This is a genomic window from Tanticharoenia sakaeratensis NBRC 103193, assembly GCF_000963885.1.
GTDB classification, from domain to species: domain Bacteria; phylum Pseudomonadota; class Alphaproteobacteria; order Acetobacterales; family Acetobacteraceae; genus Tanticharoenia; species Tanticharoenia sakaeratensis.
On the sequence record NZ_BALE01000017.1, the window covers coordinates 70,144 to 86,846 of the forward strand.

Consider the following 16,703-nt stretch of genomic DNA (forward strand, 5'->3'; position numbering starts at 1 on the left):
TCTGGCCCGGCCGGCAGGGGCGTTTTCATGTCAGCCCTCGATCTGCCCGAAATCGGCGATCGGCGTCAGCGTGTGACGCAGCGCGGCGAGCAGCGCCAGGCGGTTGGCGCGCAGAGCCGGATCGGCATCGTTGACCGTGACGTGCTCGAAGAACCGGTCGAGGCTGGGTCGCAACCCGGCCGCGGCCCGCATGGCTTCATCGAAGCGTTCATGCATCAGGGCAGCATGGATGGTGGGGACGGCCTCCGTCAGCGCCTCGGCCAGCCCGCGCTCGGCAGGTTCGCGATAGAGCGACGGGTCCGGCCGGCCATCATGCGGGCCGTCCTTCTTCTCCTCGATCCTCAGGATGTTGGCGGCCCGCTTGCTGGCTGCCAGCAGGTTCCGCCCGTCCTCCGTTTCCAGCATGGCCGCGAGTGCTTCGGTCCGGGCCAGCAGGCGCGTTAGATCGCCGTCGAGACCGCCGGCGAGCACGGCGGACAGGACGTCATGCCGGGCTCCCTCGCTTCGGAGCTGGACGCGCAGGCGGTCGGCCAGGAACGCGATCAGGCCGGTATCCGCCGCAGGACGTATGGCGTCGGGGAAGCCGCCTTCCGCCGCCGTGATGACCGCGCGGAGATCGAGACGCAGCGCGTTGTCACGCACGATGCGGATGACGCCGAGGGCTGCGCGACGCAGCGCGTAGGGATCGCCGGATCCGGTCGGCGTCTCGCCGATGGCGAAGAAGCCGGCCAGCAGATCGAGCCGATCCGCAAGGGCCACGGCAATCGAGACCGGTGCGCGCGGCGTGTCGTCGGCTGCGCCTTTGGGCTGATAATGGGCCGAAACCGCTTCGGCGACAGCCGCATCTTCCCCGTCATGCAGCGCATAGTACCGGCCCATGACGCCCTGAAGCTCGGGGAACTCACCGACCATGCCGGTCGTGAGGTCGGCTTTCGCGAGCCGCGCGGCGCGCGCCGCATGCGACGGATCCGCACCGACCAGCGGTGCGATCTCGGCTGCAAGGCGTTCGATCCGGGCGACGCGCGCACCTTGCGATCCAAGTTTCGCATGGAACGTAACGGCATCGAGCGCCGCAACGCGGCTTTCGAGCGTGCGTGCGCGATCCAGATCCCAGAAATGGCGGGCATCGGCGAAGCGGGCCCGCAGGACGCGTTCGTTGCCGGCAATGGTCAATTCGCCGTCGTCGGCGAACGTCATGTTGGCGACGAACGCGAAATGCGGGGCAGCGGCGCCTTCGGCCGTGCGCAGGGCGAAGTAACGCTGGTTCACCCGCATCGAGACCTGCATGACCTCAGGCGGCAGATCCATGAACGCCGCATCGATCGAGCCGAGCAGCGGAGAGGGATACTCGGTCAGGCCCGCGACTTCCTCGACGAGACCCGGATCGTCCACGACGCGCAGCCCCGCACCATCGGCCAGGGCCGCGATCCCTGCGGAAATCCGCGATTCCCGTTTGGCGGCTTCCACAACGACGTGACGCGCGGCCAGCTCTGTCCGCCACTGCGCGGCAGACGTCACGTGGAACGGCTCGGGCGCCAGGAAACGATGGCCTTCGCTCAGGTCCGACGACGCGAGACCATGCGCGTCGTCGCCCTCGCGCGCGAGCGAGAACGGAACCACCGCCCCATCGAGCAGGCACAGGATCCGGCGCAGTGGGCGCACCCACGTGAACAAGCTGGACTGCGTGGTGCCCTCATCGCCCCAGCGCATGGATTTCGGCCACGGGAAACGCCAGAGCAGATCGGGCAGGGCGGCTGCGATCCGGTCGCGTGCGGAGACCGCCGGGATTTCGCGGTTCAGCACCCAGAAGCCGTTCTCCTGCGTCAGCATCTCCCGCGTGGCGCCATGCTTGCGCAGGAACCCGGCCAGCGCCTGCTCGGGCGCGCTTTCGCGCGGGCCGCGTTCGCTCTGGGTGGATGCGGGAACGACATCGTCGACCGTGAGGATCAGCGCGATCCGGCGCGGACCCCAGACCGGGGTCGCATCGCGCGGGTTCAGGCTGTCCAGTGCGCGCGTGACAAGGGACGACAGGTCGTTCGCGGCGCGCGCCTGCAACCCGGCCGGAATTTCCTCGCAGAACAGTTCGATCAGGAGCTCAGCCATTGGTCTGTGCCTCCTTGGCCGCGACTTCAGGGGCCAGCCACGTCTCGCAGCAGAGCTTGGCCAGCGTCCGGACGCGCCCGATATAGGACGCGCGTTCGGATACCGAGATCACGCCGCGCGCGTCGAGCAGGTTGAACAGATGACTCGCCTTGACGCACTGGTCATAGGCGGGCTGCGCCACGCCGGCCTCGGCCAGTCGGACGGATTCCGCCTCCGCATCGCGGAAATGGCGCATCAGCATGTCGGTATCGGCCAGCTCGAAATTATGCCGCGAGTAGTCGAACTCGGCGCGCTTGAAGACATCGCCGTAGCGCAGACCGCGACCGTTGAAATCGAGGTCGTAGACGTTCTCGACGCCCTGAACGTACATCGCGAGACGCTCGAGCCCGTAAGTCAGTTCCGTGGACGGGACCGTGACCGGAATACCGCCAACCTGCTGGAAGTAGGTGAACTGCGTCACCTCCATGCCGTCGCACCAGACTTCCCAGCCCAGGCCCCAGGCGCCGATCGTCGGGTTTTCCCAGTCGTCCTCGACGAAACGGATGTCGTGAAGGTCCGGATCGATGCCGATCGCGCGATAGCTCTCGAGCAGGAGGTTCTGGCTCTCTTCGGGCGTCGGCTTCAACAGCACCTGATACTGATAATAGTGCTGCAGGCGGTTCGGGTTGTCGCCATAGCGTCCGTCCGACGGGCGGCGGCAGGGCTGCACATAGGCCGCTTTCCACGGAGCATCGCCAAGCGCGCGGAGGGTCGTGTGCGGAGAAAGCGTGCCGGCGCCCAGTTCGGTATCGTAGGGCTGGAGGATCGCGCAGCCCTGATCGGACCAGAACTGGTGCAGGCGCAGGATCAGCGCCTGGAACGAGAGGGGCGCATCGGCGCGGCCGGAACGTTGGGTCAAGAGGCGGGCTCCGGTGTCGGGGCAGGACCAAAAGGGGCTGCATCCTAGTGGCGGGTGCCGAACGCCACAAGGATGTGTCCCGGCGAACGGCTACGCGCGAGGCTCTGCTGGAACCTGCATCTTGCTCGCGCGTCATCGCATCGCCACATTGGAATCGTTTCAGGAAGCCGTATGCGGCTTTCATCCGAATTGTGCGGAGTGTCTGAGAATGAATAACGAAGAACGCGATCTGATCGCCCGGTTCGTGGCGCGGGTCGGCGGTGCACCGTCCGGCGGCGCTTTCGGTGGTTCGTCACAGGCACCGAGCCTGCCGCCGATCGATCCCGAAGCCGATCGTTTCATCGCCGAGAACTTCCAGCGCTATCCCGAGGCGCGCTACCGCGTGACGCAGATGGCTGTCGTGCAGGAAGCAGCGCTCGTGGAAGCGCAGAACCGCATCCGCCAGCTCGAGTTCCAGCTTCAGCAGGCCCAGAGCCAGCTGGCGCAGTCTCAGCAGCAGCGCGGTGCGTCCGGCGGTGGCGGCGGTCTGTTCGGTGGCCTCTTCGGTGGCGGCAACCGGCAGCAGCAGGCCGCGCCGCCTCCGGGCTGGGGCGGCCAGCAGGGCTACGCGGCACCGCCGCCTCCGCAGGCGAGTTTCCCGCCCGGCTATCAGCCCGGCATGTTCCAGAGCCGCGGCTCGGGCTTCCTCGGCTCGGCGTTGACCACGGCAGCAGGCGTTGCGGGCGGCATGCTGACGGCCAACGCGCTCGAGGGGCTGTTCAGCGGCCACCATGACGGCCTGGGCGGCGGCTTCGGTGGCGCTGGCGGCGGCAACGAGACCATCATCAACAATTATGGCGACTCGGGTGCCGATCCGTTCGGCGGCGCGGGCACGGATGTCGATCCGGGCTTCGACGCCGGCAGCTTCGGTGACAGCGGCGGCGGCTGGGGCGACGATCAGTTCTGATCGCAAGGCACCCTGCCAGGTCATCCTGACCTGATGTCCGGGACATGACCCGGCGCACTCCCTGATCGGGGTGCGCCGGGTTTTTTGTGTTCGGAACTCTCGCATCCATCGTCGGGGTCGGGGCGTTCGCATTTGCGGAACGGCCAGCGGAGATGCCTGATGATCGATACCAGTGCGTTATTTCATGATGTCATCGCGGAAGCAGACGTTGCACCGGGACAGATTGCAGGCGCTACGATCGGAGACCGAAAAGTCGCTCTTATCCGGGACGGAGAGACGATCCGCGCATTCAAGGGGACATGTCCGCACAAGGGCGCACCGATGGAGCAGGGGGCGCTCTGCGCGGCCGGAGACGAGTCCTGGCTCGTCTGCCCATGGCACAAGGCCGCGTTCAATGCAGCGGACGGTGCGCTGCGCGAACCTCTGGCGCTCGATCCCCTGCCGCAATACCCGGTTCAAGTGGTTGATGGTCGCGTGCTCGTGGCCCTGACCGAGATCGAGCGAGCCGAGCCTGCCAGGTGTGCCGAGCAGAAAAGCGTGCTGATACTCGGCGCCGGTGCGGCCGGCGTGGCTGCCGCGTGCGCGTTGCGGGAGAAGGGGTTCGCGGGAAAGATCACCATGGTCTCGGCCGAGGCGACCGCACCCTATGATCGCACGGCACTCAGCAAGATGACGATCGGCAAGGACGATCCGAAGGCGTCCGCGCCTCCGCTGCGGTCTGTCGCGTTCTACGAAGAGAACCGCATCACGCGCATCACGGGCAGGATCACCGCTTTCGATGCGGCATCCCGGACCGCCACGCTGGAAAGCGGGGACCGTCTGCAGGGCGATGATGTGATCATTGCGACGGGCTCGGTCGCGCGGACGATCGATGTGCCCGGCGCCGACCTGCCCGGTGTCCTGACACTGCGCACCCAGGAGGATGCAACACAGATCATCGAGACCGTTGATCCGGCAGGATCCGTCGTGGTGATCGGCGCGAGCTTCATCGGCATGGAGGCCGCATCCGCCCTGCGACAGCGCGGCGTCGGCGTGACTGTTGTCGGTCAGACGAAGGTGCCGTTCGAAAAACAGTTCGGCCGCGAGATCGGCGAACGGTTGCGCGCGCTGCATGCCGAGAACGGCGTCGCCTTTATCGGCGGCCGTTCCGTCGAACGCATTCAGGGACAGGACCGGGTCAGCGGCGTCGTGCTGGATGACGGCACCGAGTTGCGAGCCGACGCCGTGCTGGTCGGTATCGGTGCGAGGCCGTCGCTCGACGCGTTCACGAGGCTTTCCCACGCCGAGGATGGCGGTCTGCGGGTCGATTCCTTCCTGCGCGTGGCAGATCACGTCCATGCAGTCGGCGACATCGCAAGCATGTCACATGACGGACACCCGGTCCGGATCGAGCACTGGCGAACGGCTCAGGCGCAGGCCCGGATCGCGGCGGCAGCCATCCTTGACGAAACGCCGCCCGCCTTGCCGACGCCGTGGTTCTGGACCCAGCAGCACGGGAAGAAACTGGAATATCTGGGTTGGCCGGACAGTTTCGATGCCGTGGACATCGACGGCAGCCTGCAGGATTTCGATTTCCTGGCGATCCTGCGCCAGAAGGGACGGGCCGTGGGGCTGGTCGGGGCAGGGCGGGCGGCCGTCATGGCGCAGGCCGCCGTCGATTTCGACTCGGTCGCACAGGATAGCTGACCGGCGGCCGGCGCAGGCACGCGGGCGACCGCTTGACAGCGCGCGCCGCGGGCGGCTCATTGCGGCCAGTTTCATGACCGCCCGTTTTGCGCCGCCGTCTGACCCCGATCGACAGGAAGTTCCGCCCATGCATCCTTACCGCACCCATAGCTGTGCCGCACTGCGCGCGAGCGATGCCGGATCGAATGTGCGCCTGTCGGGCTGGATCCACAGCAAGCGCGACCATGGCGGGCTTCTGTTCATCGACCTGCGCGATCAGACCGGTGTGACGCAGATCGTCATTCCCGCCGGCACCGCGCTGCTGGAGACCGCCGAGAAGCTGCGCGTCGAGAGCGTGATCACCGTGACGGGCGAGGTCGTGCTCCGCGCCGAGGGCACGGTCAATCCGAACCTGCCGACCGGCGAGATCGAGCTGCGCGCGCGTGAGCTCGAGGTTCGCTCGCAGGCCGCCGTGCTGCCGTTCCAGGTCGCGGGACACGAGAACTATCCCGAGGACCTGCGCCTCAAGTATCGCTACATCGACCTGCGCCGCGAGAAGGTGCGTCGCAACATCCTGCTGCGATCGGACGTGATCGCGAGCCTGCGCCGCCGCATGATCGAGCATGGCTTCCACGAGTATCAGACGCCGCTGCTGACGGCCTCGTCGCCCGAGGGTGCGCGCGATTTCCTCGTCCCGGCACGTCTGCACCCGGGCAAGTTCTATGCGCTGCCGCAGGCGCCGCAGATGTTCAAGCAGCTCCTGATGGTGGCCGGCTTCGATCGCTATTTCCAGATCGCGCCGTGTTTCCGTGACGAAGCCTCGCGCGCCGACCGCAGCCCGGGCGAGTTCTACCAGCTCGATCTCGAGATGGCGTTCGTGACCCAGGACGAGGTGTTTGCGGTGCTCGAGGACGTCCTGAGCGGCGTCTTCGCGGAGTTCGGGCAGGGGCGCACGGTCAGCACGGCGCCTTTCGTGCGGATCCCCTACCTCGACGCCATGCGCGACTATGGTTCGGACAAGCCGGATCTGCGCAACCCTCTCAAGATCACGGAAGTCACGGACGCGTTCGCGAACTCGGGCTTCGGCCTGTTCGCGAAGATCGCGGCATCGGGCGGCTCGATCCGTGCCATTCCGGCGCCGGGTGCGGCCGATCGCCCGCGTGGGTTCTTCGACAAGCTCAATGCCTGGGCACGCGAGAACGGCTCGGGTGGCCTGGGTTACATCCAGTTCGATGCGACCGAAGGGGCAAAGGGGCCGATCGCGAAGAACCTCGAGGCCGAGCGGGTGGAGCAGATCCGCAGTGCCTGTGGCCTCGAGCCGGGCGATGCCGTGTTCTTTGCCGCAGGTTCGGGTGATGCGTTCGTCAAGTTCTCAGGTCTTGCGCGCACGAAGATCGCGCAGGAACTGGATCTGATCGAGCAGGGCGCATTCCGCTTCTGCTGGATCACGGATTTCCCGATGTACGAGCTGAACGAGGACACGGGGCGCATCGACTTCTCGCACAACCCGTTCTCGATGCCGCAGGGCGGCCTCGAGGCGCTGAACACGCAGGATCCGCTGACGATCAAGGCCTATCAGTACGACATCGTCTGCAACGGGATCGAACTGTCGTCGGGCGCGATCCGGAACCATCTGCCTGAAGTCATGCTGCGGGCCTTCGAGATCGCAGGCTATTCGGCCGACGATGTCGAGGCACGCTTCGGCGGCATGCTGAACGCCTTCCGTTACGGGGCACCGCCTCATGGCGGTTCGGCGCCCGGTGTCGATCGCATGGTCATGCTGTTGGCGGACGAGCCGAACATCCGCGAAGTCACGCTGTTCCCGCTCAACCAGCAGGCCGAAGACCTCATGATGGGCGCACCTGCCGCCGTCGAGCCCGCGCGCCTGAAGGAATTGTCGCTCGCGCTCGATCTGCCGAAGCCGAAGGTCACCGTTCGCCCGGAGTGAACTGTTACATTCCGGCACACGTCGCCACGCCTCGGCAGAAATGTGACACGATCGCACCACGAATTGGTGTCACATGCGTTCTCTGTAGCGGTCGCGGATTGCGACCGTTCGAGGAGACGATGACAACGATGAAAACGATGATGCGGCGTCTGGCAGCGGGTTCGCTTGCTGTGTCCGCGCTTGGTCTTGGCGTGGCAACAATCAGCCCGGCCTCTGCCCAGATGCCTCCTCCGCCGCCGCCCGGTCATGGCCGTCCGCCGCCGCCGCCGCCGCGCTACGAGCGCGTGCCGCCTCCGCGCCCGCACTGGAACTGGACCGCGGGTCACTGGGTCTGGGGGCCGCGTGGCTATGTCTGGCATGCGGGCCGCTGGTCGCGCCCGGGCGGGTACAATCGCCCGTACTGAGTGTTTTTGCGTGGTCTCTCAGTCGTCGCCCAGCGTGACGACGAGGGGCACGTGATCGGACGGCTGAGGTCGGCCGCGTGCGTCGCGATCGATCGCCACGTCCTGCAGCCGTTCCGCCATGCGGGGCGTCAGCAGGGCATGGTCGATACGCAATCCGCGATCCCGATCCCAGCATCCCGCCTGATAGTCCCAGAACGTATAGGCCCGGCCTGAGGGTCGAAGGGCACGCACGGCGTCCGTCAGACCCGACCAGACGAGCCGTCTCCAGGCTGCCCGTGTTTCGGGCCGCACCAGCGCGTCGTCCGGCGCCAACGCACCGGGGGCATAGTCCTCATCGGTTGGGCAGACGTTGTAGTCGCCCAGAAAGATCGCATCCTGATCGTTTTCGAGAAAGGCACGTGCCCGCGCCGCAAGCGCATCGAAGAAGGCGATCTTGCCCGCAAATCCGCCGTCACCGCCTGAATTCCCGTTTGGCAGATACAGGCCGCCTGCGCGCAGGTCGCCGAAAGCCACCTCGATGTAACGGGCCTGTTCGGCGACCGCTCCGTCCAGACCCGGCAGGGCACGCGTGGTGACGTCCAGCGGCGTGCGGGAGAGGACCGCGACCCCGTTATAGGCCTTCTGCCCGACCGTCTCCGCGTGCCATCCGTGCTCCGCGAACAGGGAGGGAAACTGCTCATCCGTGCATTTGATCTCCTGCAGGAACAGGAGATCGGGCTGTACACGCTCGAGCCATTCGAGCACCGCATCTGCGCGCGTGCGGATGGAATTGATGTTCCAGGTCGCGATCTTCATCAGGGATATGGATTACGCGAGCGAGAAACTTGTGCCGCAGCCGCAGGATGATGCGGCGTTGGGGTTGATGACGCTGAAATGGGCCCCCATCAGCTTGTCGGAGAAATCCAGCGCCGCGCCGCCGAGCAGATCGAGGCTGACAGGATCGACCACGACGCGCGACGGGCCATCTCCGAAGACCGCGTCGTCGGCGGCCTGCTCGCGCTCGAGCTTGAACTGGTACTGAAAGCCGTTGCAGCCGCCCGCCAGCACCGCGACGCGCAGCATCAGGCCATCGGGATCCGGCTGCTGGGACACGATCTCGCCGATTCGGGCCGCAGCACGCTCTGTCACGGAAAACGAGACCGTCATTGGGTCGTTCGTGGTCGTATCGCTCATGGTCGGGAGGTCTCGCTCATGCGATCGGGGGGAAATGACGCCCAGATATAGTGCGCACATGCCGGTATCGGAAGTGTGGCTCAGGGCGTATTGCGTTCACGGGCCTTTAAGCATTGTCTGCGAGGATTGCCCGAGCGGGAGAGGGAGACGATGGTCAACGGACGCGAAGTGGCCGCCTATGCGGTGCAGGCGCAAGGCAGCCGGGGGCGTCTGCATCCGGAACCCGAAGCGCAGAGCCGGACGCCATGGCAGCGTGACCGTGATCGCGTCATCCATTCGCAGGGCTTTCGCACCCTTCAGTACAAGACTCAGGTCTTCGTCAACCACGAGGGCGATTTCTTCCGCACGCGGCTGACCCATTCGCTGGAAGTGGCGCAGATCGCGCGCTCGATCGCACGTCAGCTCGGGCTGGACGAGGACCTGACGGAGGCGCTGGCGCTGGCCCATGACCTCGGTCACACGCCATTCGGGCATGCCGGCGAAGATGCCCTGAAGGCGGCCATGAAGGACCTCGGCGGCTTCGATCACAACACGCAGTCCATTCGCCTCGTGACCCATCTCGAAGCCCGATACTACGCATTCAACGGGCTGAACCTGACATGGGAAACGCTTGAGGGCCTCGCCAAGCACAACGGTCCCGTCAGGAATCCGTCGCCCTATCTGGCGGAATATGCGGACCGCCATGGGCTGATGCTGCAGACCCACGCGTCGGCAGAAGCGCAGGTCGCGGCCCTGTCGGACGACATCGCCTATCATGGTCACGATCTAGACGACGGGATTCGTGCAGGCCTGTTATGTTTCGACGATCTCGAAGGACTGCCGCTCGTCGGTTCGGCGCTGGCACAGGCACGGGCTGCAGGCAGCGCGTATCGGGCGCCGGATCCGGCCGATGCGAGCCAGCGCCTGCGGCACGAGATGGTGCGACGCGTCATCGATGCGCTGGCATCCGACCTGACGGCACAGACTCGGGCCAATCTTGCCGCGGCGAAGCCGCGTAGTGCCGATGACGTGCGCCTTTCGGCCGTTCCGCTCGTCGGGTTCAGCGATGAGGTCGCGCAGGCCAATGCGGCCGTGCGCAAGTTCCTGTATGCACGCGTCTACCGGCACTGGCGTGTCAACCGCATGACCCGCAAGGCGCGGCTGGTTACCGGCGATCTCTTCTCGGTGCTGTTCGAGGACCCGAGCCTGCTGCCCGATCTCTGGCGCGCGCGCACACAGGAGGCGGACCCGTTTGGGCGCGCCCGAATCGTGGCTGACTACATCGCAGGCATGACGGACCGGTTCGCGATGGAAGAACACCGGCGCCTGACGGAGCTTTCGGCCCTCGGGTAAGGGAATGTTCCGTGCAGGATGGACCGAGCCTGCGTCTCCGCATGGCGCATGAAGTCCGTGCACTCTTCGCATCTGTTGTTCCGGCCAATCTGGAGATCGGTTGGCAATGCAGCAGGTTCCGCACCATTCCCCGATCCGACAGTACTGCGCGGCCGGATCGATGCTGTCATGAGGGACCCTGACATCATTCGTTCGTCGCGGCGCTCGACGGGCGCGCCCTGACTGCGAAGCCTGGTGAGCACGTGATATCGCAGTGCGCCCGGATTTCGTATTCTGCCCGCTGGCGTACCTGTGCGTTGCGTGAGAGCTGAAGGCGGGCAAAGGGCACCGTGCCGCGCTCGAGACGAGCCATGCGCAAGCGTGTGCGCTGCTGTCTGCCTCGCGGGTTTTGCTGTTCGCAAGGGCAAGTGCTGTTGCGCTTCGGCCGGGGCTGCCGCAAGAACGGCCATTCCTTTCTGATCGGATCACACTATGTCGGACTGCCTCTTCACCGAACTCCAAGCCCAGGTCTGCGATGCGTTGCGCGTCGTCGTGCCCGGCGTGCCGGACGAGGTGCTGGCGCGGGTCGAGGTGACGACAACACGTGATCCCGCGCATGGTGACATGGCCACCAATGCTGCCCTGCTGGTGTCCAAGACCGCGCGGCGCAAGCCTGCCGACATCGCGCAGGACCTGTCGCGCCTGCTCGCGGAGCGCCCGGACGTGGCGCGTGCGGAAGCCGCGGGTCCGGGCTTCGTGAACCTGACGCTCAAACCTGCGGCCTTCCACCGCGTGGCGAAGGATGCGCTGACGTCCGGTGCCCGCTTCGGTGCCTCCCGCATGGGGGCCGGTCGGCGGATCAATGTCGAATACGTCTCCGCGAATCCCACCGGCCCGATGCATGTCGGTCACACGCGTGGCGCGGTCGTGGGCGACGTGCTCGCGAACCTTCTGGAAAAGACCGGTCACGCGGTGATCCGGGAATACTACATCAATGATGCGGGCGCGCAGGTTGCAGCACTCACCTGGGCCGCCTATTGGCGCTATCTTCAGGCGATCGGCACGCAGGTGGACGAGGACGCGTTCGGCGCGCTGGCCCCCACCGGCCTGCAGTATCGCGGCGAGTATCTGATCCCGATCGGAGAGGCGCTGGCCCGTACTCATGGCCGGGCCCTGGCTGGCGAGAACGGCGCGCCTGCCGAGCCATCGCTGTGGTTCGACACGGTTCGTGCCGAGACGCTGGCACAGATGATGGGCATGATCCGCGATGATCTCGCAGCGCTCGGCATCACGCATGAGGTCTTCAGCTCGGAAGCCGAGGTGCTGGCCGGAGGCGGGGTGGATGCGGCAATCGCGGCACTCGATGCGAAGGGATTGCTCTACGAGGGCGTGCTGGAGCCGCCGAAGGGCAAGACGCCTGACGACTGGGAGCCGCGCCCGCAGACGCTGTTCCGCTCCACGCAGTTCGGGGACGACACCGATCGCGCCCTGCGCAAATCCGATGGGTCCAACACCTATTTCGCGAACGATATCGGCTATCATGCGCAGAAGGCCCGGTCGTCCGATGCGCTGATCGACGTTCTCGGCGCTGATCACGGCGGTTACGTGTCGCGGATGCGGGCGGCCGTCAGCGCGCTGACCGAGGGCAAGACCGAGTTCGAAGTCGTGATGTGCCAGATCGTGCGCATCGTCAAAGGCGGCGAGCCGGTGCGCATGTCCAAGCGCGCGGGCACATTCGTGACCCTGCGCGACCTGATCGACGAGGTCGGACGGGACGCGGTACGGTTCACGATGCTGACCCGCAAGGCCGACGCGCAGATGGAGTTCGATCTCGATGCCGTCGTCGCCCAGACACGCGACAATCCGGTGTTCTACGTCCAGTACGCGCACGCGCGCTGCCGCTCCGTGTTGCGCGCTGGTGCGGAGCTGCTGGGGCAGCCGGCCGTCGCGCCGGAGGCTCTGGCGCAGGTTGATCTGTCGCCCCTGACCGCAGATGCGGAGCTTGCGGTATTGCGGCGGATGGCGACGTTCCCGCGCGTGGTGGAAGGTGCGGCACAGGCGCGTGAGCCGCATCGCATCGCCTATTTCTGCGGTGAGCTCGCGGCCGATTTCCACGCCTTGTGGAACAAGGGGCGCGACGAGACCACGTTGCGGTTCCTTCAGGATGATGACGAGACGGGAACCCGGGCGCGTCTGGCGCTGGTCGAAGCCACCGCGAGCGTGATCCGCTGCGGTCTGGTGCTGCTGGGCGTGACCCCGGTCGAGGAGATGCGGTGAGCGGATACGGCCCTTCCGACCGGCGCGATCCGCGCCGCGACAGCATGCGTCCCGACGACGGTCGGCCGGACGACGTCACGCGCGGTGATCCGCCCGGCGCGCCACGTCGGCCGCCGGGTGCCGCGCGCGAACGCATGAGTGCTGATTATGATGACGACCGCGCACCGCGCCGCCCGTCAGCGGGTGCGTCGGCCGGGCGTCCGTTCAACGTCGATGCGTGGACACGGCGCCTGATCTATGCCGCGGCCGGTATCGGCGCGGTCCTTCTGGCGGCCGTCGGCGGGTGGACACTGATGTCCGGCCATCGGGGTGGCATCCCGGTGCTCGGACCGCCGCCAGGCCCCGTGCGGGTCAAGCCGGTCAATCCGGGTGGGATGGAAGTCGCGGACAGCTCGGGTGCCGAGACCGACATGACGGGCCACGGCGATGCCCATCTGGCGCCGGGCCCCGAGCAACCTGATCCGACGGCGCTCGCACGTCAGTATGGCACCACGCCGCCGGCAACCGGTGGCGATGCTGGCAGCGCCAGATCCGCGGACGCGGACGGCGCGAAGGCAACGCCGTCGCAGGCTACAGCCTCCGCCTCGCCATCGGATGACAGGACGTTACCATCGGCCCCTGCCGATGCGCCGGCACAGGCGTCATCGCCCGCCGCTCATGCCCCCAGTGCGCCTTCGCCTGCGCCTCACGCGGCACCCGCACAGGCGACACCGTCTTCGCATGAGGCACCGGTAACTCCTGTTGCTGTACCGTCGCGCCAGCCGGCGCCTGCCGCGAAGCCTGCGCCCGATGCGGCCAGGGCCGACACCGGAACGGATGTCGGCGGTGCCGCGCAAGGCGGCCAGCACATGGTGCAGCTTGCGGCGGTCGAAACCGAAGCTCAGGCGCATGAAGAGTGGGCGCGCCTCCAGCATCGGGCGCCGGATCTGCTCTCGGGCCGGAGTCCGGTTGTGCTTCCGGTGGATCGGGGCGGACGCACGCTGTACCGTCTGCGGGTTTCGGGATTTGCCGATCTGGCTGCCTCGCGTGCGTTCTGCGCGAAATTGCGTGCCGAGCAGGTCGCGTGCACGCCGGCTGCATTCTGACCGATGCGCGCGTCCGGCGACATCGGGCCTGAGCCGCCGAGGCGTAAGGAGGTCGAGCTCGTCCCGGCGCCGTATCTGAGCCTGGATGGTTTCGAGGGCCCGCTCGACCTTCTGCTGGAACTGGCACGCGCCCAGAAAGTGGATCTGGCCCGGATTTCGATCCTGGCGCTGGTCGAGCAATATCTGGCGGTTGTCGAACAGGCGCGTGGCATCCGGCTCGAACTTGCAGCCGACTGGCTGGTCATGGCGGCTTGGCTCGCCTGGCTGAAATCGCGCCTGCTTCTGCCTGCCGAAGCAGCCCCGGACGAGGATGCCGAGGAAGCCGCGTCGCTCCTGCAGGACCGCCTGATCGAACTGGACCGCATGCGCGTGGCTGCCGCCTGGATCGGGGAGCGACCGCAGCTGCGCCGTGACGTGCATCCAAGGGGTGCTGCGGAATCGCTCGTCGCGTATGACCGGTCCGGGCTCGTTGCGGAGCCGGGCGCGCTGATCGCAGCCTATGTCGCGATGGTGCGCCGGCAGGCGGGCCGGCGCGTGTATCGCCCGAAGGTGCGCCGATACTGGAGTGTCCAGGACGCGTTGTCGCGGCTGAGGTCGATGCTCGGCGATGTCGCGGCCATGCCGGGCTGGCAGGCGCTGTCCGCGTTCCTGCCCGAGACACTGGAAGATGCGCAGGGGCGGCGCGGCGCGCTGGCCGGTGCGCTTCTGGCAAGTCTCGAACTGGCGCGCGGCGGTGAACTCGAACTCAAGCAGGATGAAGCCTTCGGCGAGATCATGCTGCGCCCGGGCGAGGCCCTCAGCGAGGAGGAGGCGGCGTGAGCGAGGCGGCGCAGGAGCACGCGACTCCATCCAATGGGGTGAATATCGCCTTGTCGGCAGAGCAACTCGATGCGTGCCTCCGGCTGGTCGAAGCGCTGGTGTTCGCAAGCGTGGAGCCGGTTCGCGAATCCTCGATCCGCGCGCTGCTGGTCGGCCAGGCCCTGATTGCCGAGGATGCTTCTCTTGCGCCCGTGATGGAGGCGTTCGTCGCTCGTTACGAGACGTTCGGGGTCGAGCCTGTCCCGGTAGCCGGCGGGTGGCAGTTCCGCACGCGTCCCGATCTTGCGCAGGCGCTGACTCGCGTCATTGAGCGGCCGCGCCGTCTTGGCCGTTCGGCGATGGAGACGCTGGCGGTGATCGCCTATCACCAGCCCTGCACCCGGACCGATATCGAATCGATCCGTGGCGTGGCCCTCAGCCAGAACGTGCTGGATGCCTTGCTGGAGGACAGCCTGATCGTCCCGCGTGGACGCAAGGAAGTGCCCGGGCGTCCGGTGCTGTGGGGCACGGGGACGGGTTTCCTGCAGCAGTTCGGCCTGCAGGATCTCAGCCAGCTGCCGCGACGTGAGGAGCTGTTGCTCGACGTGCCGAATGTGGCGCCCGCGCCGCTCCTGGATACGCAGGCTGGGAGCGCATCCGACGACGCCGCGGCGGACGTGGTTCCCGCGAACGACGTGCCATGATAGGTCAGGGCCGGCTTTTGGGTGTGACAGCCCGGTTTTCGATGAGATAGGGCGATGTTCGACTTCAACTGGTCCGAGATCGCGCTGATCGTCATCGTGGCGCTGGTCTTCATCGGACCCAAGGACATGCCGGTCGCGATCCGGACGCTCGGGCGCGGGATCAGGTCGCTGCGCCGCATGGCGAGCGAATTCCAGACGCATGTCGAAGACATGGTCCGCGAGGCCGACCTTGGCGAGGCCCGCGAGCAGTTCAGGGACCTCAAGCGGTTCGACGTACGCGGCCAGTTCATGAAGGCGATCGACGGCGACCGCACGATCCGCAACAGTCTGGACTCGCTCGAGTCCGAACGTCGCGATCCGGCGCCGGCACCGGGCTTCACGCCACCCGAGACGATGCCGGTCCAGCCCGAGGCAACCACGACGAACGTGGAGCCGCCGCGCGACGAGGTGACCGGCCCGGCCATCCTGCCGCCCTCGGTTGCGCGCCGCGTGTATGAAGATCGCAAGCGTCACCATGCCCCGTCGATCGTGCCGCCTCCGCGCGCGATCCACGCGGGGCATCGCGTGGCGCTGGAGACCAACGATGTCCGATAGCAGGCCGATGGACGACAATCCGATCAACGATCAGGCGATGCCGCTGCTCGACCATCTGATGGAGCTGCGCCGGCGGCTGCTGTGGTCGATCGCGACGTTCGCGGTGGCGTTCCTGATCTGCTACCACTTCGCAGGCCAGATCTACCTGTTTCTCGCGGCCCCCCTCGGCGAGATCATGCGCCAGCAGGGGCAGCAGCCGCACCTGATCTATACCGCGCTCTACGAGGCCTTCTTTACCTATGTGAAGGTCGCGGTGTTCGGCGCGACGTTCCTGTCGTTCCCGATGATCGCGGTGCAGGCCTGGATTTTCATCGCACCTGGTCTGTACCGGAACGAAAAGCGGGCCTTCCTGCCGTTTCTGGTAGCAACGCCCGTACTGTTCGTCCTCGGCGGGGCGGTCGCCTACTATGCGGTCTTTCCGATGGCGTGGAAGTTCTTCCTGTCGTTTCAGACGACGGGCGCGAACGGGGTTTCGATCGAGCTGCAGGCCAAGGTCTCGGAGTATCTCAACCTCGTCACGAAGCTGATCCTCGCCTTCGGTATCGCGTTCGAGCTGCCTGTCGTGCTGTCGCTTCTGGCCCGGGTCGGGATCATCAATACCCGCGGCCTGCGCAAGTTCCGCCGCTATGCCTATGTCTGCGCGTTCGTGGCCGCCGCCATTCTGGCCCCGCCTGATGCGATCACCATGACCGGTCTGGCTGTGGCCCTTATGGTGCTTTACGAGATCTCCATTATTGCAGCCCGGATCGTGGAACCGAAAGCCGATCCGGATCCCTGAGTTTGAAGCAGAGTAAGAT

Annotated in this window: 15 protein-coding genes; 11 read left to right on the plus strand and 4 right to left on the minus strand. The window is 66.6% G+C overall.

Annotated features, from left to right (window positions below):
• Positions 1 to 30 precede the first annotated feature (30 nt).
• Together glyS and B8446_RS07485 are read right to left on the minus strand one after the other, a co-directional pair.
• Positions 31 to 2,103, minus strand: a complete 2,073-nt coding sequence (glyS, locus tag B8446_RS07480; protein WP_048848724.1) for a glycine--tRNA ligase subunit beta — start codon at positions 2,101 to 2,103, stop codon at positions 31 to 33.
• Complete coding sequence (locus B8446_RS07485) at positions 2,096 to 3,001, minus strand: glycine--tRNA ligase subunit alpha (RefSeq protein ID WP_048848725.1); 906 nt, start codon at positions 2,999 to 3,001, stop codon at positions 2,096 to 2,098. The genes glyS and B8446_RS07485 overlap by 8 nt, the downstream gene beginning before the upstream one ends.
• A gap of 208 nt (positions 3,002 to 3,209) precedes the next feature.
• Here B8446_RS07485 and B8446_RS07490 point away from each other — a divergent pair, with 208 nt between their 5' ends.
• From B8446_RS07490 to B8446_RS07505, 4 genes are all read left to right on the plus strand, one after another.
• Entirely contained in the window at positions 3,210 to 3,947 is a 738-nt protein-coding gene (locus B8446_RS07490) for a DUF2076 domain-containing protein (RefSeq protein ID WP_048848841.1), read from the plus strand.
• Between the two features lie 159 nt (positions 3,948 to 4,106).
• Positions 4,107 to 5,633 carry an FAD-dependent oxidoreductase gene (locus B8446_RS07495; protein ID WP_048848726.1) on the plus strand — a complete coding sequence of 509 codons (1,527 nt, stop codon included), beginning with the start codon at positions 4,107 to 4,109 and terminating at the stop codon, positions 5,631 to 5,633.
• 127 nt (positions 5,634 to 5,760) lie between these two features.
• A complete protein-coding gene (aspS, locus tag B8446_RS07500) occupies positions 5,761 to 7,560 on the plus strand; it encodes an aspartate--tRNA ligase (RefSeq protein ID WP_048848727.1) in 1,800 nt (599 codons plus the stop codon).
• A gap of 119 nt (positions 7,561 to 7,679) precedes the next feature.
• A complete protein-coding gene (locus tag B8446_RS07505; protein ID WP_048848728.1) occupies positions 7,680 to 7,964 on the plus strand; it encodes a YXWGXW repeat-containing protein in 285 nt (94 codons plus the stop codon).
• Positions 7,965 to 7,982: 18 nt separating this feature from the next.
• On the opposite strand, the gene B8446_RS07510 is transcribed toward B8446_RS07505, so the two are convergent.
• Both B8446_RS07510 and B8446_RS07515 read right to left on the minus strand, forming a co-directional pair.
• Positions 7,983 to 8,759, minus strand: coding sequence for an exodeoxyribonuclease III (locus B8446_RS07510; protein WP_199484068.1), 777 nt, complete (start codon positions 8,757 to 8,759; stop codon positions 7,983 to 7,985).
• Between the two features lie 12 nt (positions 8,760 to 8,771).
• Positions 8,772 to 9,137 (minus strand): HesB/IscA family protein, encoded by a 366-nt coding sequence (locus tag B8446_RS07515; protein WP_084712160.1) that lies wholly within the window; start codon positions 9,135 to 9,137, stop codon positions 8,772 to 8,774.
• A gap of 150 nt (positions 9,138 to 9,287) precedes the next feature.
• Between B8446_RS07515 and B8446_RS07520 the strand changes: the two genes are divergently transcribed.
• The 7 genes from B8446_RS07520 to tatC all read left to right on the plus strand — a co-directional run bounded on the left by B8446_RS07520 (position 9,288) and on the right by tatC (position 16,684).
• Positions 9,288 to 10,469 carry a deoxyguanosinetriphosphate triphosphohydrolase gene (locus B8446_RS07520; protein WP_048848730.1) on the plus strand — a complete coding sequence of 394 codons (1,182 nt, stop codon included), beginning with the start codon at positions 9,288 to 9,290 and terminating at the stop codon, positions 10,467 to 10,469.
• Between the two features lie 471 nt (positions 10,470 to 10,940).
• Entirely contained in the window at positions 10,941 to 12,725 is a 1,785-nt protein-coding gene (argS, locus tag B8446_RS07525; RefSeq protein ID WP_048848731.1) for an arginine--tRNA ligase, read from the plus strand.
• Positions 12,722 to 13,810 carry an SPOR domain-containing protein gene (locus B8446_RS07530; protein ID WP_048848732.1) on the plus strand — a complete coding sequence of 363 codons (1,089 nt, stop codon included), beginning with the start codon at positions 12,722 to 12,724 and terminating at the stop codon, positions 13,808 to 13,810. The genes argS and B8446_RS07530 overlap by 4 nt, the downstream gene beginning before the upstream one ends.
• Before the next feature lie 3 nt (positions 13,811 to 13,813).
• Positions 13,814 to 14,629 carry a segregation and condensation protein A gene (locus B8446_RS07535; protein WP_084712161.1) on the plus strand — a complete coding sequence of 272 codons (816 nt, stop codon included), beginning with the start codon at positions 13,814 to 13,816 and terminating at the stop codon, positions 14,627 to 14,629.
• Positions 14,626 to 15,312 (plus strand): SMC-Scp complex subunit ScpB, encoded by a 687-nt coding sequence (gene scpB / locus B8446_RS07540; protein ID WP_053053760.1) that lies wholly within the window; start codon positions 14,626 to 14,628, stop codon positions 15,310 to 15,312. The genes B8446_RS07535 and scpB overlap by 4 nt, the downstream gene beginning before the upstream one ends.
• Before the next feature lie 54 nt (positions 15,313 to 15,366).
• Positions 15,367 to 15,906, plus strand: a complete 540-nt coding sequence (gene tatB, locus B8446_RS07545; protein ID WP_048848733.1) for a Sec-independent protein translocase protein TatB — start codon at positions 15,367 to 15,369, stop codon at positions 15,904 to 15,906.
• The gene (gene tatC, locus B8446_RS07550; protein WP_048848734.1) at positions 15,896 to 16,684 is read left to right on the plus strand and encodes a twin-arginine translocase subunit TatC; all 789 of its coding nucleotides are present in this window, start codon (positions 15,896 to 15,898) and stop codon (positions 16,682 to 16,684) included. Before tatB ends, tatC begins: the two co-directional genes overlap by 11 nt.
• Positions 16,685 to 16,703: the final 19 nt, after the last annotated feature.